The organism is Escherichia sp. 93.0816 (genome assembly GCF_013368855.2).
GTDB lineage: Bacteria > Pseudomonadota > Gammaproteobacteria > Enterobacterales > Enterobacteriaceae > Escherichia > Escherichia ruysiae.
Genome location: NZ_JABWNC020000025.1, coordinates 17,927 through 38,900, shown reverse-complemented (window position 1 = coordinate 38,900; position 20,974 = coordinate 17,927). Strand labels below are relative to the sequence as shown.

Annotated in this window: 21 protein-coding genes and 1 pseudogene; 11 read left to right on the top strand and 11 right to left on the bottom strand. The window is 49.0% G+C overall.

All coding sequences use genetic code 11. The features are described from left to right. Positions 1–124 precede the first annotated feature (124 nt). Together tag and HEM79_RS19455 are read left to right on the top strand one after the other, a co-directional pair. Entirely contained in the window at positions 125–688 is a 564-nt protein-coding gene (gene tag, locus HEM79_RS19460; protein ID WP_176241930.1) for a DNA-3-methyladenine glycosylase I, read from the top strand. After that, complete coding sequence (locus tag HEM79_RS19455) at positions 685–1,125, top strand: N-acetyltransferase (protein WP_176241929.1); 441 nt, start codon at positions 685–687, stop codon at positions 1,123–1,125. The genes tag and HEM79_RS19455 overlap by 4 nt, the downstream gene beginning before the upstream one ends. Here the strand turns inward: HEM79_RS19455 and bisC are convergent. Then, entirely contained in the window at positions 1,094–3,427 is a 2,334-nt protein-coding gene (gene bisC, locus HEM79_RS19450; protein WP_176241928.1) for a biotin sulfoxide reductase, read from the bottom strand. The two genes, HEM79_RS19455 and bisC, sit on opposite strands and share 32 nt — an antisense overlap. Before the next feature lie 152 nt (positions 3,428–3,579). Between bisC and HEM79_RS19445 the strand changes: the two genes are divergently transcribed. Both HEM79_RS19445 and ghrB read left to right on the top strand, forming a co-directional pair. Continuing rightward, entirely contained in the window at positions 3,580–4,239 is a 660-nt protein-coding gene (locus tag HEM79_RS19445; RefSeq protein WP_000747625.1) for an OmpA family lipoprotein, read from the top strand. Positions 4,240–4,342: 103 nt separating this feature from the next. Then, positions 4,343–5,317: a glyoxylate/hydroxypyruvate reductase GhrB gene (gene ghrB / locus HEM79_RS19440; RefSeq protein ID WP_176241927.1), complete on the top strand. Its 975-nt coding sequence runs from the start codon at positions 4,343–4,345 to the stop codon at positions 5,315–5,317. A gap of 49 nt (positions 5,318–5,366) precedes the next feature. Here ghrB and HEM79_RS19435 read toward each other — a convergent pair whose 3' ends face one another. Continuing rightward, complete coding sequence (locus HEM79_RS19435; protein WP_000190517.1) at positions 5,367–6,077, bottom strand: DUF3053 domain-containing protein; 711 nt, start codon at positions 6,075–6,077, stop codon at positions 5,367–5,369. Between the two features lie 432 nt (positions 6,078–6,509). On the opposite strand from HEM79_RS19435, the gene HEM79_RS19430 reads away from it, so the two are divergent. After that, complete coding sequence (locus tag HEM79_RS19430; RefSeq protein ID WP_010344962.1) at positions 6,510–6,800, top strand: HTH-type transcriptional regulator; 291 nt, start codon at positions 6,510–6,512, stop codon at positions 6,798–6,800. A gap of 280 nt (positions 6,801–7,080) precedes the next feature. Continuing rightward, entirely contained in the window at positions 7,081–7,293 is a 213-nt protein-coding gene (gene cspE / locus HEM79_RS19425; RefSeq protein ID WP_000014594.1) for a transcription antiterminator/RNA stability regulator CspE, read from the top strand. Positions 7,294–7,346: 53 nt separating this feature from the next. On the opposite strand, the gene yidD is transcribed toward cspE, so the two are convergent. Next, complete coding sequence (yidD, locus tag HEM79_RS19420; protein ID WP_071995216.1) at positions 7,347–7,739, bottom strand: membrane protein insertion efficiency factor YidD; 393 nt, start codon at positions 7,737–7,739, stop codon at positions 7,347–7,349. A gap of 112 nt (positions 7,740–7,851) precedes the next feature. On the opposite strand from yidD, the gene HEM79_RS22775 reads away from it, so the two are divergent. Then, positions 7,852–7,923 (top strand): hypothetical protein, encoded by a 72-nt coding sequence (locus HEM79_RS22775; RefSeq protein WP_286178639.1) that lies wholly within the window; start codon positions 7,852–7,854, stop codon positions 7,921–7,923. Here the strand turns inward: HEM79_RS22775 and hokA are convergent. From hokA to HEM79_RS19400, 4 genes and pseudogenes are all read right to left on the bottom strand, one after another. Beyond that, positions 7,900–8,053: pseudogene (gene hokA, locus HEM79_RS19415) on the bottom strand (type I toxin-antitoxin system toxin HokA). The gene HEM79_RS22775 and the pseudogene hokA sit on opposite strands and share 24 nt — an antisense overlap. A 322-nt stretch (positions 8,054–8,375) precedes the next feature. After that, the gene (glyS, locus tag HEM79_RS19410) at positions 8,376–10,445 is read right to left on the bottom strand and encodes a glycine--tRNA ligase subunit beta (protein WP_021550005.1); all 2,070 of its coding nucleotides are present in this window, start codon (positions 10,443–10,445) and stop codon (positions 8,376–8,378) included. A 9-nt stretch (positions 10,446–10,454) separates the two neighbouring features. Then, a complete protein-coding gene (gene glyQ / locus HEM79_RS19405) occupies positions 10,455–11,366 on the bottom strand; it encodes a glycine--tRNA ligase subunit alpha (protein ID WP_001168544.1) in 912 nt (303 codons plus the stop codon). Between the two features lie 94 nt (positions 11,367–11,460). After that, a complete protein-coding gene (locus tag HEM79_RS19400; protein WP_021550004.1) occupies positions 11,461–11,760 on the bottom strand; it encodes a YsaB family lipoprotein in 300 nt (99 codons plus the stop codon). A gap of 174 nt (positions 11,761–11,934) precedes the next feature. Here HEM79_RS19400 and HEM79_RS19395 point away from each other — a divergent pair, with 174 nt between their 5' ends. Then, entirely contained in the window at positions 11,935–12,930 is a 996-nt protein-coding gene (locus tag HEM79_RS19395) for an acyltransferase (protein WP_021550003.1), read from the top strand. 41 nt (positions 12,931–12,971) lie between these two features. On the opposite strand, the gene yiaA is transcribed toward HEM79_RS19395, so the two are convergent. The 4 genes from yiaA to xylA all read right to left on the bottom strand — a co-directional run bounded on the left by yiaA (position 12,972) and on the right by xylA (position 16,812). Then, positions 12,972–13,409 (bottom strand): inner membrane protein YiaA, encoded by a 438-nt coding sequence (gene yiaA, locus HEM79_RS19390; protein ID WP_010349690.1) that lies wholly within the window; start codon positions 13,407–13,409, stop codon positions 12,972–12,974. A gap of 45 nt (positions 13,410–13,454) precedes the next feature. Continuing rightward, positions 13,455–13,796 carry an inner membrane protein YiaB gene (gene yiaB / locus HEM79_RS19385; protein ID WP_010355159.1) on the bottom strand — a complete coding sequence of 114 codons (342 nt, stop codon included), beginning with the start codon at positions 13,794–13,796 and terminating at the stop codon, positions 13,455–13,457. A 167-nt stretch (positions 13,797–13,963) separates the two neighbouring features. Further along, positions 13,964–15,418, bottom strand: coding sequence for a xylulokinase (gene xylB / locus HEM79_RS19380; RefSeq protein ID WP_176242892.1), 1,455 nt, complete (start codon positions 15,416–15,418; stop codon positions 13,964–13,966). Between the two features lie 71 nt (positions 15,419–15,489). After that, complete coding sequence (gene xylA, locus HEM79_RS19375; protein ID WP_001149551.1) at positions 15,490–16,812, bottom strand: xylose isomerase; 1,323 nt, start codon at positions 16,810–16,812, stop codon at positions 15,490–15,492. A gap of 366 nt (positions 16,813–17,178) precedes the next feature. Between xylA and xylF the strand changes: the two genes are divergently transcribed. From xylF to xylH, 3 genes are all read left to right on the top strand, one after another. Beyond that, the gene (gene xylF, locus HEM79_RS19370; protein ID WP_000694881.1) at positions 17,179–18,171 is read left to right on the top strand and encodes a D-xylose ABC transporter substrate-binding protein; all 993 of its coding nucleotides are present in this window, start codon (positions 17,179–17,181) and stop codon (positions 18,169–18,171) included. Between the two features lie 76 nt (positions 18,172–18,247). Further along, positions 18,248–19,789: a D-xylose ABC transporter ATP-binding protein gene (gene xylG / locus HEM79_RS19365; RefSeq protein WP_176242893.1), complete on the top strand. Its 1,542-nt coding sequence runs from the start codon at positions 18,248–18,250 to the stop codon at positions 19,787–19,789. Beyond that, positions 19,767–20,948, top strand: coding sequence for a xylose ABC transporter permease XylH (gene xylH / locus HEM79_RS19360; protein ID WP_000045978.1), 1,182 nt, complete (start codon positions 19,767–19,769; stop codon positions 20,946–20,948). Before xylG ends, xylH begins: the two co-directional genes overlap by 23 nt. Positions 20,949–20,974: the final 26 nt, after the last annotated feature.

Sequence of the window (20,974 nt, the reverse complement as noted above, 5' to 3'; positions counted from 1 at the left end):
ATATTATTGTCATTGTATGAAGGATATCGGGCATATTAGCCCTGTATTAAATATTGACTTTTTCACCGATGCGTCAAGAAAAGCAGGTGAAATTTTTACGACCGGGTATATAACGAGGGAAAGTATGGAACGTTGCGGCTGGGTGAGTCAGGATCCACTTTATATTGCCTACCACGATAATGAGTGGGGCGTGCCTGAAACCGACAGTAAAAAACTGTTCGAAATGATCTGCCTTGAAGGACAACAGGCTGGGTTATCCTGGATTACCGTCCTCAAAAAACGTGAAAATTATCGCGCTTGTTTTCATCAGTTTGATCCCGTCAAGGTTGCGGCAATGGAGGAAGACGATATCGAAAGACTGGTACAGGATGCCGGGATTATTCGCCATCGAGGAAAAATCCAGGCCATTATCGGCAATGCGCGCGCTTACCTGCAAATGGAGCAAAACGGCGAAACGTTTGCCGACTTTGTCTGGTCGTTCGTAAACCACCAGCCACAAGTGACACAAGCCAGAACATTGAGCGAAATCCCTACTTCAACGCCCGCCTCCGACGCGCTCTCCAAAGCTCTGAAAAAACGCGGCTTTAAGTTTGTTGGCTCGACGATTTGTTACTCCTTTATGCAGGCATGTGGGCTGGTGAATGATCATGTGGTTAGCTGCTGTTGCCATCCGGAGAACAAAACATGATTCGGGAAGCGCAACGTTCGGAACTGCCCGCGATTCTGGAGTTATGGCTGGAAAGCACAAGCTGGGGACATCCCTTTATAGAAACAAGCTATTGGCGTGACTGCATTCCGCTGGTGCGTGATGCATATCTTGCCAACGCGCAAAACTGGGTGTGGGAAGACGATGGTGAATTTCTCGGTTTTGTCAGCATTATGGAGGGGCGATTTCTCGCAGCAATGTTCGTTGCACCGAAGGCCATCAGGCGCGGTATCGGTAAGGCGCTGATGCAACATGTACAGCAGCGCCATCCCCATTTGTTGCTGGAGGTTTATCAAAAAAACCAACCGGCGATAAATTTTTACCATGCGCAGGGGTTTCATATTGTCGACTGCGCATGGCAGGAGGAAACCCAACTCCCTACCTGGATTATGGATTGGCAGGCGGATCAAACGCCGTAAGCGACAGCTCCGGGCCATTATATTTTTCCAGCCACGCCAGCGCCGTGTTACCCGCACAGCCATTCCCCAGCCGCGAGCTGGGAAGGTCTTTAGTTAGCACGTTAACCGCACCATTTTTACAAATGCCGCCAGCAGATAAATCCAGATCTGGCCATGCACCTTCGTGAATACAAATCACGCCTGGCTTAATACCTTCGCTAATGACTGCTCCGGCAAGGATTTGCCCGCGCGAGTTCCACACCCGAACTGTATCACCATCTTGTATGCCGCGCGCCCGCGCATCCTCTGGGTGAATGGTGACAGGTTCACGATTTGCCACCGCATACAATTCGCGTAGAGAACTGTAATTCAGCTGACTGTGCAGACGATGTGCCGGGTGAGCAGAAAGCACCTGCAACTGTTCCGGTTCGGCATTGCCCTGCCACTCATCCGGCTCCAGCCACGTTGGATGTCCCGGACAATCCCGGTAACCATAATCCGCAATGCGCTGCGAGAATATTTCAATCTTACCGCTGGCGGTTTTTAACGGATGAGCCTGCGGATCGCGGCAGAAATCAGCGAAGCGAATAAACCGCTCACTGTCTGGATTTTCCGGCATCTCAATTAACTGATTGGCTTCCCAAAATTCATCAAATGGCGGCAATTGTACCTGCTGACTTGCCCCACGCTGCCGGGCGACGTTATAAAACATTTCCAGCCATTGCAGCTCACTTTTTCCTTCCGTAAATCGCGCATAACCGCCCTTTTCCCACCGTTCGCTTAATTCAGCAAAAACATCAAAATCATTACGTGCTTCATCACGCGGTGGCACCACTTGTTTCATCGGCACCAGATGCTGATTGCTGTAATCTCCGGTCATGGTGAGATCGTTACGCTCAAACGAGGTGGTTGCAGGGAGGACAATATCGGCGTGTTTCGCCGCCGCCGTCCAGAAGCATTCAGATATCACCACCAGCTCTGGTTTTTGCCAGGCGCGGATCAGGCGATTGGTATCCTGATGATGGGTAAAGTTGGCACCACCCGCCCACCAGATAAAACGAATATCTGGAAAATGTCGGTTCATGCCGTTGTGTTGATATGCACCACCGGGATTTTCCAATGCTTCAACAATGCGGGCTACGGGGATTTTATCTACCGCATCGGTGCCGCCGGGCAAACTACTCTGCATGGAAGAGAGCACCGCAGCGCGGCGGGTCGGATTGCCGCCGTTAGCAAAATGGTAAGAAAGACCAAAACCGCCACCGGGTGTGCCGATTTGCCCCAACATTGCCGCCAGCGTGACGATCATCCAGTGTTTTTGCTCACCAAACTGCTGGCGCTGCATTCCCCATCCCGCCATCAGCATCGTAGTGTTTTGGTGGAAAATAGCCGCCAGCTCGCGAATTTTCTCCGCTGAAATGCCACAAATCTCCGCCGCCCATTCGGCGGTTTTCGCTATTCCATCGTTCTCACCCAGCAAATAAGAAGCGAAGATGTCATAACCCGTGGTGCAACGCGCCAGAAACGCCTCATCGTGCCAGCCGTTTTTCACCAGCGTATGGGCGATCCCCAGCATTAATGCCACATCGGTGCCCATATGTGGCGCTATCCACTCCATTTTATCGCCAAAGAACTCGACGGTTTCCGATCGCATGGGATCAATACAGATCAGTTTTTTCCCGCTATCACGCAATGCGGAAAAATAAGAAAGCCCCTGCTCATCGGACGCATTCCATGCAATTTTCAGCGTATTTAGAGGGTTAGCACTCCACAGCACCACCACATCGCTATGTTGCAGCACCAGCGGCCAGCTGGTCTGCTGCTGATAGACTTCGCTACCCCCCACGACATACGGCATGATCGCCTGTGCCGCGCCGGTCGAATAATCCCCCAAATGCCCGGTATAACCACCTGCCAGCGCCATATAGCGTTGTAATAAAGTTGACGCTTTATGCAATACACCGTTTGAACGCCAGCCGTAGGAACCAGCAAAAATCGACGCCGGTCCATAAGCATCACGAATACGTTTATGTTGATGGTGGATGAGATCCAGCGCCTCATCCCAACTCACACGAACAAATTCATCCTGCCCACGAATGCCTTGCGGGGTTTCTGGAGACGCGAGAAAGCCTTTGCGCACCATTGGAAATCGCACCCGCGTATTGCTGTGAACCTGGTCGCGAACCGCGCTCTGCAAGGAGTTTTCCAGTCTTGTCGCTAGCGCACCACGCGAGCTAAACACTGTTTCGCCGTCGGTTTCAACCAGCATGGGTCCCCAGTGGGCGGCAGTAAGAACGGAATAACGTGAGGATGAATTGGCCAAACCGAAGGCTCCTGAAAGGTTAGATGTATTGAGCAGTTAAATATTACTTACAAATTTCCGAGTATTCCCAGGAATAATCTTCATGTTCACACGGCATAATCTCCCGCCACGGCACCCGTGAACAAGAATAAAAAGGTTATTAAGGATTAACAATGAAGAAACGTGTTTATCTTATTGCTGCCGTCGTGAGCGGCGCTCTGGCGGTATCTGGCTGTACAACTAACCCTTACACCGGCGAACGTGAAGCAGGTAAATCTGCTATCGGTGCAGGTCTGGGCTCTCTCGTTGGCGCGGGTATTGGCGCACTCTCTTCTTCGAAGAAAGATCGCGGTAAAGGTGCGCTTATTGGCGCAGCCGCTGGCGCGGCACTGGGCGGCGGCGTTGGTTATTACATGGATGTGCAGGAAGCGAAGCTGCGTGACAAAATGCGCGGCACCGGCGTTAGCGTAACCCGTAGCGGGGACAACATTATCCTTAACATGCCGAACAATGTGACCTTTGACAGCAGCAGCGCGACCCTGAAACCGGCTGGTGCTAACACGCTGACTGGCGTGGCAATGGTGCTGAAAGAGTATCCGAAAACGGCGGTTAACGTGATTGGTTACACCGACAGCACGGGTGGTCACGACCTGAACATGCGTCTCTCCCAGCAGCGTGCGGATTCCGTTGCCAGCGCGTTGATCACCCAGGGCGTGGACGCCAGCCGCATCCGTACTCAAGGTCTTGGCCCGGCTAATCCGATCGCCAGCAACAGCACCGCAGAAGGCAAAGCGCAAAACCGCCGTGTAGAAATCACTTTAAGCCCGCTCTAATCCCTTTCATGCCGGGTGATGCAGAAATCACCTGGCATTCTTCAGTTTTCCTTCATCATATTTCAGGCTAAGGTGATTGCCTTATCAGTGAATGGAGAGAAGAATGAAGCCGTCCGTTATCCTCTACAAAGCCTTACCTGATGATCTACTGCAACGCCTGCAAGAGCATTTCACTGTTCACCAGGTAGCAGACCTCAATCCACAAACCATCGAACAAAACGCGGCGATTTTTGCCGAAGCTGAAGGTTTACTGGGTTCAAACGAGAATGTTGATGCCGCATTACTGGAAAAAATGCCAAAACTGCGTGCCACTTCAACTATCTCCGTCGGCTATGACAATTTCGATGTCGATGCGCTTAACGCCCGAAAAATCCTGCTGATGCATACGCCAACCGTATTAACAGAAACCGTCGCCGATACGCTGATGGCGCTGGTGTTATCTACCGCTCGTCGGGTTGTGGAGGTAGCAGAACGCGTAAAAGCAGGCGAATGGACCGCCAATATCGGCCCGGACTGGTACGGCATTGATGTTCACCATAAAACACTGGGCATTGTCGGGATGGGACGGATCGGCATGGCGCTGGCACAGCGCGCGCATTTTGGCTTCAACATGCCCATTCTCTATAACGCTCGCCGCCACCATAAAGAAGCAGAAGAACGCTTTAACGCCCGCTACTGCGATCTGGATACGCTGTTACAAGAATCAGATTTCGTTTGCCTGATCCTGCCGCTAACTGAAGAAACTCATCACCTGTTTGGCGCGGAACAATTCGCCAAAATGAAATCCTCCGCTATTTTCATTAATGCAGGGCGTGGACCGGTAGTTGACGAAAATGCGCTGATTGCAGCGTTGCAGAAAGGGGAAATTCACGCCGCTGGTCTGGATGTCTTCGAACAAGAGCCATTGCCAATAGGTTCGCCGTTGCTTTCAATGGCAAATGTCGTTGCAGTACCGCATATTGGTTCAGCCACCCATGAGACGCGTTATGGCATGGCTGCCTGTGCCGTGGATAATTTGATTAATGCGTTGCAGGGGAAGGTTGAGAAGAACTGTGTGAATCCGCACGTCGCGGACTAAGCCGCGACTGCGTGGAGAAAAGCCCGATAACCGCTCGGGCTTTTACTCTTTATTGGGTTGCAGTAACTGCCGTAGTCCAGGCCTGATTAAACGCCTGATGCTGTGCCGGTAATGGCGCAATCAGTTTGTTATATTCACTCGCCTGCTGTGAAGTCGGGAACTGGATGCCATTCGCGACAAAGCTCACCTGAGTACCTTGTTGAGCGATGTAGTCCCCCACCATCACCAGTTGCTGCGTGAACGTTTGAGCCGCCGGAATCAGCGGTTGCAACGCATCAGCTGGGGTCGTCACTACTTTAGTGAATGCCTGATCAAAGACCGGTTTCAGGTCATCGGTCTGTTTTAGCGCAGAGTGTGCGGCATCGGCCTGCAACTTCGCATTTTGCAATTGTTGCGCCAGTACGCCCAGAGATCCGTTCATTTCACGCAGTGGACCACTTTGCGTGACGTAATCCTGTGGTACGCGAATCGCGTTAACGCTGTCTACAACCGGACGCAGACCGGAATCCATCGCCTGATTAACCTGTTGGGAATAGCCATACAGGATCGCGTAATCAGAGACAAAAGGACCAAACTGTTTTTTCTGATCGGCAGTTAGGGTTGGTAGACGTTCACCGCTACGCATCACTGTATTCTGCAGGAAGTCGATAAACGCTTTACGCTGATCGCCTTCTTTATCAAAACACCCACTCAGGCTAACTACCATTAATAACGCCGCAAGAGGCGCAAACCAGCGAGAGCAGGACTTTCCTGTCGCCATTTTCTTACTCCTTTCACCCAAAAAAAGCGCACAACGACACACGCGTGTCTGACGCTGACAAGGATAGTCCAGGACAGGCTTACAGGATACCCTTTATGCATAATCTTCCTGGGAAAATGATGTAGAAAATGAAGAAGAGTTAATTTGTTGTTTTATTGTTAAAAACAGGCATTACTATTGCGTTTTTGTGGCCAGCCCCTCCCTTCTCTTGGTAGGCCAAATTTTCGGAATCTTTACAATCCCTGGACGCAGCGAAATATATCGGCATTAATCATATTGTTAGGCGACTATAAGTCACGGCAACTTAGCAGCTGAATCGAATCATACTTAAATCACTCACGGGTTTCTCCCCGCTGTGTCTGCTTTTCCCGACTATTCTTAATGAGCTTCGATGAAATTCACGATCCCGCAGTGTGATTTGAGGAGTTTTCAATGGAATATAAAGATCCAATGCATGAGCTGTTGAGTAGCCTGGAACAAATTGTTTTTAAAGATGAAACGCAAAAGATTACCCTGACGCACAGAACAACGCCTTGTACCGAAATTGAGCAATTACGTAAAGGGACAGGGTTAAAAATTGATGATTTCGCCCGAGTTTTGGGCGTATCAGTAGCCATGGTGAAAGAATGGGAGTCCAGACGCGTAAAGCCTTCCAGTGCCGAACTAAAATTGATGCGCCTGATCCAGGCCAACCCAGCATTAAGTAAACAGTTGATGGAATAGACTTTTATCCACTGTATTGATGTTTACGGTCCTGATGACAGGACCGTTTTCCGACCAATTAATCATAAATATGGAAAATAATTGTTGCATCACCATTCAATGCGTGGCTTAATGCACATCAACGGTTTGACGTACAGACCATTAAAGCAGTGTAGTAAGGCAAGTCCCTTCAAGAGTTATCGTTGATACCCCTCGTAGTGCACATTCCTTTAACGCTTCAAAATCTGTAAAGCACGCCATATCGCCGAAAGGCACACTTAATTATTAAAGGTAATACACTATGTCCGGTAAAATGACTGGTATCGTAAAATGGTTCAACGCTGACAAAGGCTTCGGCTTCATCACTCCTGACGATGGCTCTAAAGACGTGTTCGTACACTTCTCTGCTATCCAGAACGATGGTTACAAATCTCTGGACGAAGGTCAGAAAGTGTCCTTCACCATCGAAAGCGGCGCTAAAGGCCCGGCAGCTGGTAACGTAACCAGCCTGTAATCTCTGCTTAAAAGCACAGAATCTAAGATCCCTGCCAATTGGCGGGGATTTTTTTATTTGAAAAAACGCTTTAAATGTAGAGAAGAGCAGTCGCAGGAGCAATCCAGATCTGGCACAGGAATATTCGGACAAAAGTCCGGCATGTGGCAATCACGACAGACTGCACCATCACAGCCGGTACAATCACAATCATTATTCTTCTTTTTACGTATACTCTCACCCAGGCGTTGTTTCTGCCTGATTGTCTGTGCTGCAAGTCGGCAATCTGCAAAACGCTGACGTATCTCGCTCCACCCAGCAAGAACACCTTTCTGCTGAATAATATTTTTGACGGCACCAGAACATCCCTGCGTTTGGTACAACACACTGTAAGCACAGCGATATCCTTTACGAGGAGAAAGATGTCGTTGATAAAACATTATCAATAGTAAAATCAGCTTATTCATGAATGCTCCAAGCCATTCCTGTTCCCGATGTAAAAACTGATCTAATAGCCAAATCCATTCGCTTTTATTTTAAATAACATTCACTAAACAGATAAATTAGGGTGCATTGAGAATGCGCAACACCATAAGAAAGGCGGGAATAATTTCCCGCCGAAGACTCTTACTCTTTCAAATTGCAGGCTAAAAATGCCGCCAGCTCATAACTCCCCTGTTTAATATGTAATTCACACAGTGAATCTCTTATCATCCAGGTGAATAATAAAAGCGTGAAACAAATCACTATTAAAGAATAGTAATCTATATTTCTGCGGCATTCCCAGCCTCCTGTGTTGATTTCCAACGAGTAAGAGGCTAACCTTATGGTGTCTATGCATAGAGGGGCCTCACTTTGATTTATAGTCAGGTGGGGCTTTTCTCTGTCTGCCTTTTGGTGAATACCTGAGACAAACAGTCTCAAGCACCCAGACTTATTTTAGCGTAATAACTCTTTTCCTTTCCTTAATAAATTCCGAAAAAAAATCTCATGAAATTAATATATGAGATAATTTTTATTCAGCAGAAGATTATTACAGGTAGCTGTATTATTTAGTGATAAAAAAAGTCTGCCATCTGGCAGACTTTTTAATAAAGGAGTTATTACTGCAGTAAAGAAATATCCGCAACGCGCAGGAATAATTCGCGCAGTTTTTCCAGCATGGTCAGACGGTTGATACGCAGTTCTTTGTCATCGACCATTACCATCACTTTATCGAAGAAGGCATCAACCGGTTCACGCAGCTCAGCCAGTTCGACCAACGCATCCTGGTAACGACCTTCAGCGAAGTACGGTTCCAGCTTGTCGCGCAATACAACCACCTGCATCGCCAGTTTAATTTCTTCCGGCTCTTTCAGGGTGGAGGCATTCACGCGATCGCTCAGCACTTCGTCTGATTTCGCCAGAATGTTAGATACACGCTTGTTCGCCGCCGCCAGTGCTGCCGCTGCTTCCAGCGTACGGAAGTGCGATACTGCTTTCATACGCGCATCGAAATCAGCCGGACGAGTCGGACGACGCGCCAGTACCGCCTGGATGGTGTCGACGGTGTAACCTTCGTCCTGATACCAGGCGCGGAAGCGACCGAGCATAAAGTCGATAACGTCATCAACCACATTGGCGTTAGTCAGCTTATCACCGTACAAGCGCACCGCTTCTTCGGTCAGCGTTTGCAGATCAAGATTGAGGTTCTTCTCAACGATAATACGCAGCACGCCCAGCGCAGCACGACGCAGCGCAAACGGGTCTTTATCACCTTTCGGATGCTGACCAATACCGAAGATGCCCGCCAGGGTATCCATCTTGTCAGCAATCGCCAGCGCACAAGCTACCGGGTTAGACGGCAGGGAATCACCAGCAAAGCGCGGTTGATACTGCTCGTTCAGCGCCACCGCGACATCTTCCGCTTCACCATCATGACGCGCGTAGTGCATACCCATAACGCCCTGGGTGTCGGTGAACTCAAAGACCATGTTGGTCATCAGGTCACACTTGGACAGCAGCCCCGCACGAGTTGCGTGGTTAACGTCAGCGCCAATCTGTTCAGCGATCCAGCCAGCCAGAGCCTGGATGCGGTCAGTTTTATCGCGCAGTGTCCCCAACTGTTGCTGGAACAGTACGGTTTGCAGGCGCGGCAGGTTATCTTCCAGACGTTTTTTACGGTCGGTGTTGAAGAAGAACTCGGCATCCGCCAGACGCGGACGAACGACTTTCTCGTTACCGGAAATGATCTGCTGCGGATCTTTCGACTCAATGTTGGCAACGAAGATAAAGTTCGGCAGCAATTTGCCGTCATTCGCATACACCGGGAAGTATTTCTGGTCACCTTTCATGGTATAAACCAGTGCTTCAGACGGCACAGCGAGGAATTTCTCTTCGAATTTCGCGGTCAGAACAACCGGCCATTCAACCAGCGAAGCCACTTCTTCCAGCAGGCTTTCGCTTAAGTCAGCATTACCGCCAATCTTACGCGCCGCTTCTTCAGCATCGGCTTTAATCTTCGCTTTACGCTCTTCGTAATCGGCAATGACTTTACCGCGCTCACGCAGAATTTCCGGATACTGATCGGCATTGTCGATGGTAATTTCCGGCTCACCCATAAAGCGATGCCCACGAATTACGCGATCGGACTGAATACCCAGAATAGTTGCCGGAATGACTTTATCGCCCAGCAGCAAAGTTACGGTGTGCACCGGACGCACAAAGTGCACGTCAGACGCGCCCCAGCGCATCAGTTTCGGGATCGGTAATTTCGCCAGCGAAGTGGCTACCATGTTCGGTACAAGCGCCTCGGTGCTTTCGCCTTTCACGTGAGCGCGATACAGCAACCATTCACCTTTGTCAGTAGTCAGACGCTCGGCCTGGTCAACGGAGATCCCGCAACCACGCGCCCAGCCTTCTGCTGCTTTACTCGGTTTGCCTTCGGCGTCGAAAGCCTGGGCAATAGCCGGGCCGCGTTTTTCGATTTCACGGTCAGGCTGGGCTTCCGCCAGGTTAGCCACTTTCAGCGCCAGACGACGCGGAGCTGCAAACCATTGAACGGTGCCGTGTGCGAGGCCAGCGTTATCCAGCTCCGCAGTAAAGTTCGCAGCAAAGGACTCAGCCAGGCTGCGCAGTGCTTTTGGTGGCAGCTCTTCAGTGCCGATTTCCACCAGAAAAGTTTTCTCAGACATAGCCGCCTCTTACTTATCTTTGTTGCACATCGGGAAGCCGAGGGCTTCACGGGAAGCGTAGTATGCTTCTGCCACTGCTTTGGTCAGGGTGCGAATGCGCAAAATATAACGCTGACGCTCGGTGACGGAGATGGCTTTACGCGCATCCAGCAGGTTGAAGCTGTGGGCGGCTTTCAGAATACGCTCGTAGGCAGGCAGCGGCAGCGGATTTTCCAGTGCCAGTAGCTGCTGCGCTTCTTTCTCGTACTGCTCGAAGCAGGTGAACAGGAAGTCCACGTCCGCGTATTCGAAGTTATAAGTGGACTGCTCCACTTCGTTCTGATGGAACACGTCGCCATAAGTGGTTTTACCCAGCGGGCCGTCGCTCCAGACCAGGTCGTAAACGCTGTCTACGCCCTGAATGTACATCGCCAGACGTTCCAGACCATAGGTGATCTCGCCGGTAACCGGTTTACACTCCAGACCACCAACCTGCTGGAAGTAAGTGAACTGAGTCACTTCCATGCCGTTCAGCCACACTTCCCAGCCCAGCCCCCAGGCACCCAGCGTCGGGTTTTCCCAGTTATCTTCCACGAAACGAATATCGTGGATAGTCGGATCCATGCCCAGCTCTTTCAGAGAACCGAGGTACAGCTCCTGGATATTGTCCGGCGATGGCTTAATCACCACCTGGAACTGATAGTAATGCTGTAAGCGGTTGGGGTTTTCGCCGTAGCGACCATCGGTCGGGCGACGAGAAGGCTGAACATAAGCAGCCGCCATCGGTTCTGGCCCCAGCGCGCGCAGACAGGTCATTGGGTGAGAGGTTCCCGCGCCGACTTCCATGTCCAATGGTTGAACAATGGTGCAGCCCTGGCGAGCCCAGTAATCCTGTAAGGTCAGGATCAAGCCCTGGAAGGTCCTGGTATCAAACTTTTGCATATTATTTCGTGCTGGATACGTGTGGATTTAAAGGAAGGGATCAGTATACCCGCTGGATGGAAGATATACAGTACGAAACGGGAAAAAGCAGGGCTTAACGCATGGAAAGATGCAAAAAATGGCCATCCGCGTCAAAAGAACAGACAAAGTGCTCTTTCCGAAAGGTATAGCCGCGCATTTCGTAACTCCCCTGGAACTGTTCAAATGCGGTGACGTCGATTTTTTGCTCGCCGGTGTTATAACGTTTTGCTGCCTGATCCTTGCACAAGGCTTCCATATTCAACGAACGCAGAGGATCAACTTTTACCCGTTGTGCTTTCTGTACGGGTGGCGGTGTCGAGCATCCCACTAACACCATAAGCGCCATTGCCGGAAAGAAATAGTTCATCATCATTAAATTACCGTCTGGTTTGCAGGTGAGTCTTATTATTTATATCGGTATAGTGGCTGATATCTTACGAATTTCCTCAAGCCTCTATAAGCTGTAGTGATAAAACTCAGATTATTCCAGTGCGCCAACCGAATGATTTATCGGTCAGACTTTTTTTAACCAGATACAGAGACACAGATGCAGCCCAAAATTTACTGGATTGATAACCTGCGAGGGATAGCGTGTTTAATGGTGGTGATGATTCACACCACTACCTGGTATGTGACCAATGCCCATAGTGTTAGCCCCATCACCTGGGATATCGCGAATATTCTAAATTCTGCCTCTCGTGTCAGTGTACCCCTATTTTTCATGATTTCCGGCTATCTCTTTTTTGGCGAACGTAGCGCCCAGCTGCGTCATTTCTTACGTATCGGCTTATGCCTGCTGTTTTATAGCACTGTCGCACTGCTCTACATTGCACTGTTTACTTCCATCAATGTGGAGTTATCGCTGAAAAATCTGCTGCAAAAGCCGGTGTTTTATCACTTATGGTTTTTCTTCGCGATTGCGGTGATTTATCTGGTTTCGCCGCTGATTCAGGTAAAGCACGTCGGCGGTAAAATGTTGTTGGTGCTAATGGTGGTGATTGGCATCATCGCCAACCCAAACACTGTGCCACAGAAGATCGACGGTTTTGAATGGCTACCAATTAACTTATATATCAATGGCGATACCTTTTACTACATCTTGTATGGCATGTTGGGCCGCGCCATTGGGATGATGGACACGCAACATAAGCCGCTGTCGTGGATGAGCGCCGCACTGTTTATAGCCGGGGTATTTATTATCTCTCGTGGGACATTATATGAATTACGGTGGCGCGGAAATTTTGCCGATACCTGGTATCTTTACTGTGGGCCGATGGTTTTTATCTGCGCAATTGCGTTACTGACTCTGGTAAAAAATACACTGGATACGCGTACTGTTAGCGGGCTTGGACTGATATCCCGTCATTCTCTGGGTATATACGGGTTCCACGCGTTGATTATCCATGCGCTGCGCACCAGTGGTATTGAGCTTAAAAGCTGGCCAATACTGGATATTATTTGGATCTTTTGCGCGACGCTGGCAGCAAGCTTGTTACTTTCTGTGCTGGTGCAACGAATCGATAAAAACAGATTAGTGAGTTAAGTAAAAACCCGGTCATACTGGGCTGACCGGGTTTACCTGGATTATTCGCTATATTCTTCCTGCGCAGCCATCGTTTCTTTTGGGGCGTTGATTCCGGCATCACGGATATTTTTCTGCACCGCTACTGCACCAAACAAGCTTAAAAAGAAGGCCAGACCATAAAAGCCTTTTTCACTGAGTAATAACGTTGCATTCCACAGACCTACCATCAGTAACGCGACAGAGATGATAAATACCACCAGGCAGGTCATATAATAAATAGATGTGGTAGGAATACCTTCATACTTATCCCGAACGGTCTTTTGATAGGAAGCTGCCGAAAACAGCCCTAACACCAATACGGCAAAATAATATCCCTTTTCATTTAACTGCATCTCTGCATTCCATAGCCCCAACAGATAGGTAACGATACCACCAGCAAGAGCTACCCATGACACAATACTGAATGCCGGAGAATAGGTTGATATTTTGTTTTCCATCACAGATTTCCTTTCATTCCTGAATTATTAAGAGCTTTATGGCGATCATGCCGAGCGAAACAAGCGCATTTGACCAAACAAGCAAACAAAAAAGGCAATCGGGTAGATCACCATTTCATAAGCATTGATAGGTGCGTTTAAAACACCGATAAACAAAAGACCGATAGTGATTAACGCAACTAACTGGCAAATGCGAATAAAGAAATCATCCAGTTGCCCGAGTTTTTCTGCGCGCAGATAGGCATAGTTGCCAAAAGTCCCCGTCATTAACACGCCAAGAAAATAGCCTTTGCCACTTAACAATGGACATGAGATCCATAATCCAATCAGATAAACCAGCGCCCCGACCACAAATAATAGTTTTGCCACAGTCTTTGAGGTTTTCATAACGATCTCCGTATCTACCGATGATACATTACGAGTAACCAACGAAAGACAAAACTGAAAAACACCATTAACAAATGATTTTCAGAATAAATTCATATAAAAAATTAATATATTATAAATATATATAGATGGAGATTATCCCCCGCCACATAAGGCAGGGGGAAATATTATGCCATTAGCGGCAGAAGTTGCTGATAGAGACGACGGAACGTTTCACGCCGTGGCTGATAAGCAGCATAACGCTGCGCGTTCGGCAGATGCGACTGTTCTAAAGGAAGTTGCGGCAACAACTCAATGAGAGATTTATCTGGGTTTACCGCAATCTGTGCCAGTCTTGCAGCGCCTAATGCTGGCCCCACATCCCCCCCCGTGCGGTAATCCAGTTGCTGACCGCTAATATTCGCCAGCATCTGACGCCAGTACTCGCTACGCGCTCCGCCACCAATCAGTGTAATGCTTTGCGGTTGAATGCCACAGGCATGTACGACATCCATGCCATCCGCCAACGCATACCCCACGCCTTCCAGTACCGCGCGTGCCAGTTCTGCGGGGCCGTGTTGGTGGGTGAGGCCGAAGAAAACGCCCTTTGCCTGTGGATTATTGTGCGGCGTACGCTCGCCAGAAAGATAAGGCAAAAACCAGACAGGATCGACGCTCTCATCGGCCTGCTGGGCTGCGGCAATTAAAACAGGGACATCACTCAGACCGGTTAATTTCGTCGCCCAGTCCAGACACGACGCCGCACTCAACATCACAGACATTAAATGCCAACGCTCAGGTAAAGCATGGCAAAAGCTATGTACGGCGCTTTCCGGCTTACTGAGGAAACCTTCGCTCACCGCAAAATAAACGCCTGAAGTTCCCAGCGATAACATTGCCTGATTGGCATCAACCATACCCACACCAACCGCGCCAGCCGCATTATCGCCGCCGCCCGCAACAACCGGCACTGCATTCATTCCCCACGCTTTTGCAACCTCAGGTAGCAAAGTGCCGGTAATTTCGCTGCCTTCGTATAATGCTGGCATCTGATCTCGAGATAACTGGCAAGCCTCCAGCATAACATCGCTCCAGTCACGCTTTGCGACATCCAGCCACATGGTGCCAGCTGCATCAGACATATCACTGGCGAATTCTCCAGTCATCCGCAGACGCAAATAATCTTTCGGCAATAATACTTTGTCTACCTGAAGGAATATCTCTGGCTCATTTCGCTGAATCCACAGCAATTTAGGCGCGGTAAATCCGGGCATCATCAGGTTGCCTGTAATATCCCGCGACTGCGGAACTCGCGCTTCCAGCAAAGCACACTCCTCCGCGCAGCGCCCGTCGTTCCACAAAATGGCGGGACGTAGCACCCGCTGCTGAGCATCAAGTAAAGTTGCACCATGCATTTGCCCGGCAATACCCAATGCTTTAACGTCTCGCAGAGAATGCTGTTCACCCAGGGTTTTCATCGCGCGACCAGTCGCCAGCCACCACTGTTCCGGATCTTGCTCCGACCAGAGTGGATGCGGACGCGAAACGGTTAGTTTTTCCGTTTGCGAAGCGACCACTTCACCTTGCTCGTTGAGCAAAATAACTTTTACGCCCGATGTGCCAAGATCTATCCCGATATACATAGCGATTGTTCCTTAAAAAAATGCCCGGTATCGCTACCGATAACCGGGCTTGCGGACTGCACAATTAGCCGTTATTTGTCGAACAGATAATGATTTACCAGATTTTCCAGTTGCTCCTGGCGTCCACTCTGATGCACCGGCGCCAGATTGTTGTCCTGAGCATATTTTGCTAAATCAGCCAATGACATTTGGCCTTTCAGGATTTGCTGACCCAGTTCGCTATTCCAGCCGGAATAACGCTGCGCTACGCGTTTATCCAGTTCGCCGTCTTCAATCATGCGTGCTGCAATTTTCAGTGACAGCGCCATCGTATCCATCGCCCCAATATGGCCGTAGAACAGATCATATTTATCAGTGCTCTGACGACGTACTTTGGCATCAAAGTTCAGACCACCGGTCGTGAAACCACCTGCTTTGAGGATTTCATACATTACCAGCGCGTTCTCTTCCACGCTGTTCGGGAACTGGTCAGTATCCCAGCCCAATTGCGCGTCGCCACGGTTAGCATCGACAGAACCGAACAGACCAAGCGCAATGGCTGTGGCAATTTCATGGTGGAAAGAGTGACCCGCTAGCGTCGCGTGGTTCGCTTCAATATTCAGTTTAATCTCTTTCTCCAGGCCAAACTGTTTCAGGAAACCGTAAACCGTTGCGGCATCGTAATCATATTGATGTTTGGTCGGTTCTTGCGGTTTCGGTTCGATAAGCAGCGTGCCCTGGAAACCGATTTTATGTTTATGCTCAACCACCATCTGCATAAAGCGACCAAGCTGTTCACGCTCCTGACGAAGATCGGTATTCAACAGAGTTTCGTAACCTTCACGACCGCCCCACAGCACATAGTTTTCACCACCCAGTTTATGCGTTGCTTCCATCGCGGTAACAACTTGTGTAGCTGCCCAGCTAAAGACCTCGGGATCTGGGTTCGTCGCCGCGCCCGCGCCATAGCGAGGGTTAGTAAAGCAGTTAGCGGTTCCCCACAACAGTTTCACGCCGCTCTCTTCTTGCTTGCCAGCCAGCACATCGACCATTTGCGCAAAGTTATTGATGTACTCTTTTAACGATGTGCCTTCCGGGGAAACATCCACGTCATGGAAGCAATAAAAAGGCACATGTAATTTGTGGAAAAACTCGAATGCGACATCGGCTTTACGCTTCGCCAGCGCCAGAGCTTCGCCAGGCTGCTGCCACGGACGATTAAAAGCGCCCACACCAAACATGTCCGCCCCGTTCCAGCAGAAGGTGTGCCAGTAGCAGGCGGCAAAACGCAAGTGGTCTTCCATACGCTTGCCCAACACCAGTTCGTCGGGATTGTAATGACGGAATGCTAACGGGTTAGAGGATTTCGGACCTTCATAACGAACGCGATCGAGCTGGTCAAAATAGGCTTGCATAATGAACTCCATAATCAGGTAATGCCGCGTGTGATGGATGATGTCGTAATATTGGGCACTCCCTTTCAGTTGCTCAATTATGTTATTTCACACTGCTATTGAGATAATTCACAAGTGTGCGCTCGCTCGCAAAAATAATATGGAATGATGAAATTGGGTGATTTCTCGAATAGAAAAATGCAACAAGTACAATTAATCAACAAAAGTAAGATCTCTGTCATAAATCAAGAAATAAACCAAAAATCGTAATCGAAAGATAAAAATCTGTAATTGTTTTCCCCTGTTTAGTTGCTAAAAATTGGTTACGTTTATCGCGGTGATTGTTACTTTTTAAGCTGACCTCTAACAACAGAAGGCCTCTGAATCATGAAAATAAAGAACATCTTACTCACCCTTTGCACCTCACTCCTGCTTACTAACGTCGCAGCGCATGCCAAAGAAGTAAAAATAGGAATGGCGATTGATGATCTCCGTCTTGAACGCTGGCAAAAAGATCGGGATATCTTTGTTAAAAAAGCAGAATCTCTCGGTGCAAAAGTATTTGTACAATCTGCGAATGGCAATGAAGAAACCCAAATGTCGCAGATTGAAAACATGATTAACCGGGGCGTCGACGTTCTTGTCATTATTCCATATAACGGTCAGGTATTAAGTAACGTTGTAAAAGAAGCCAAACAAGAAGGTATAAAAGTATTAGCTTACGACCGCATGATTAATGATGCAGATATAGATTTTTATATTTCTTTCGATAATGAAAAAGTCGGCGAACTGCAAGCAAAAGCCCTGGTTGATATCGTCCCACAGGGCAATTATTTCCTGATGGGTGGCTCCCCGGTCGATAACAACGCCAAGCTATTTCGCGCCGGGCAAATGAAAGTATTAAAACCTTATGTTGACTCAGGAAAAATTAAAGTCGTTGGCGACCAATGGGTTGATGGTTGGTTACCAGAAAATGCGCTGAAAATTATGGAAAATGCGCTAACTGCCAACAATAACAAAATTGATGCGGTTGTTGCCTCAAACGATGCTACCGCTGGCGGAGCGATTCAGGCATTAAGTGCTCAAGGTTTATCAGGCAAAGTGGCAATTTCCGGTCAGGATGCAGATCTCGCGGGCATAAAACGCATTGCTGCCGGTACGCAAACTATGACGGTGTATAAACCCATTACGTTATTGGCAAATACTGCCGCAGAAATTGCCGTTGAGTTAGGCAATGGTCAGGAACCAAAAGCAGATACCACTCTGAATAATGGTCTGAAAGATGTTCCATCCCGCCTGCTGACACCAATCGATGTTAATAAAAACAACATCAAAGATACGGTAATTAAAGACGGATTCCACAAAGAGAGCGAGCTTTAAGCGTCACGCCCCGGCGCTGACCGGGGCGTGATTTCTCTCCATGCCGCGTGAACTGATTGGCTTAGGTGGAGTCGTTATGTCTTATCTACTTGAAATGAAGAACATTACCAAAACCTTCGGCACCGTGAAGGCGATAGATAACGTCAGCTTGCGGCTAAACGCTGGCGAAATCGTCTCACTCTGTGGGGAAAATGGGTCTGGTAAATCAACGCTGATGAAAGTGCTGTGTGGAATTTATCCTCATGGTTCCTACGAAGGCGAAATTATTTTTGCTGGCGAAGAGATTCAGGCAAGTCACATCCGCGATACCGAACGCAAAGGTATCGCCATCATTCACCAGGAATTGGCCCTGGTGAAAGAATTGACCGTGCTGGAAAATATCTTCCTGGGTAACGAAATAACCCACAATGGGATTATGGATTATGACCAGATGACGCTACGCTGCCAGAAGCTATTAGCGCAGGTGAGTTTATCCATTTCACCAGATGCCCGCGTTGGCGATTTAGGACTTGGGCAACAACAACTGGTTGAAATTGCCAAGGCGCTAAATAAGCAGGTACGTTTATTAATTCTTGATGAACCGACAGCCTCATTAACCGGGCTGGAAACCACGGTTTTACTGGATATTATTCGCGATCTGCAACAACACGGTATCGCCTGTATCTATATTTCGCACAAACTCAACGAAGTTAAAGCAATTTCCGATACGATTTGCGTTATTCGCGACGGCCAGCATATAGGAACACGTGATGCAGCCGGAATGAGCGAAGACGATATTATCACTATGATGGTAGGGCGAGAATTAACGGCACTTTACCCTAACGAACCGCATATCACTGGTGATGAAATATTACGTATTGAGCACTTGACGGCGTGGCATCCGGTTAATCGTCATATTAAACGGGTTAACGATGTCTCTTTTTCTCTGAAACGCGGTGAAATACTGGGTATTGCCGGGCTGGTCGGTGCCGGACGCACCGAAACCATTCAATGCTTGTTTGGCGTTTGGCCCGGACAGTGGGAAGGGAAAATATATATTGACGGAAAACAGGTGGATATTCGCAACTGCCAGCAAGCGATCGCCCAGGGTATTGCGATGGTGCCAGAAGACAGAAAGCGCGATGGTATCGTTCCGGTAATGGCGGTTGGTAAAAATATTACCCTCGCCGCACTCAATAAATTTACCGGAGGCATCAGCCAGCTTGATGATGCCGCAGAGCAAAAATGTATTCTGGAATCCATCCAGCAACTCAAAGTTAAAACATCCTCCCCAGACCTTGCTATTGGACGTTTAAGCGGTGGCAATCAGCAAAAAGCGATCCTCGCACGCTGCCTGTTATTAAATCCACGCATTCTCATTCTTGATGAACCCACCAGGGGTATTGATATTGGCGCTAAATACGAGATTTACAAATTAATTAATCAACTCGTCCAGCAAGGTATTGCTGTTATTGTCATCTCTTCTGAATTACCTGAAGTACTCGGCCTTAGCGATCGTGTGCTGGTGATGCATGAAGGAAAACTAAAAGCCAACCTGATAAATCATAACCTGACTCAGGAGCAGGTGATGGAAGCCGCATTGAGGAGCGAACATCATGTCGAAAAGCAATCCGTCTGAAGTGAAATTAGCCGTACCGACATCCGGTGGCTTTTCTGGGCTGAAATCACTGAATTTACAGGTCTTCGTGATGATTGCAGCGATCATCGCAATTATGCTGTTCTTTACCTGGACCACCGATGGTGCCTACTTAAGCGCCCGTAACGTTTCCAACCTGCTACGCCAGACCGCAATTACCGGCATTCTCGCGGTAGGTATGGTGTTCGTCATAATTTCTGCTGAAATCGACCTCTCGGTCGGCTCCATGATGGGGCTATTAGGCGGGGTCGCCGCTATCTGTGACGTTTGGTTGGGCTGGCCGCTGCCACTCACTATCATTGTGACATTGGTTCTGGGACTGCTTCTCGGAGCGTGGAATGGGTGGTGGGTCGCGTACCGCAAAGTCCCGTCATTTATTGTCACCCTTGCAGGTATGTTGGCATTTCGCGGCATCCTGATTGGTATCACCAACGGCACGACCGTTTCCCCCACCAGCGCCGCGATGTCACAAATTGGGCAAAGCTATCTACCAGCCAGTACCGGTTTCATCATCGGCGCGCTTGGTTTAATGGCTTTTGTCGGCTGGCAATGGCGCGGAAGAATGCGCCGTCAGGCTTTGGGTTTGCAGTCTCCGGCATCTACGGCGGTGGTCGGTCGCCAGGCATTAACGGCTATTATCGTTTTAGGCGCAATCTGGCTGCTAAATGATTACCGTGGCGTTCCCACTCCTGTTCTGCTGCTGACGTTGCTGTTACTCGGTGGAATGTTTATGGCAACACGGACAGCATTTGGGCGACGCATTTACGCTATTGGCGGTAATCTGGAAGCGGCGCGGCTATCCGGGATTAACGTTGAACGAACAAAACTTGCCGTGTTTGCTATCAACGGTTTGATGGTAGCCATCGCCGGGTTAATTCTTAGTTCTCGACTTGGCGCTGGTTCACCTTCTGCGGGGAATATCGCCGAGCTGGACGCGATTGCAGCATGCGTAATTGGCGGTACTAGTCTGGCTGGCGGTGTGGGGAGTGTTGCCGGTGCAGTAATGGGGGCATTCATCATGGCTTCGTTGGATAACGGTATGAGTATGATGGATGTACCGACCTTCTGGCAGTATATCGTCAAAGGTGCGATTCTGTTGCTGGCAGTATGGATGGACTCCGCAACCAAACGCCGTTCCTGATTTTGATAAAAATTTTCTCAAAGCCG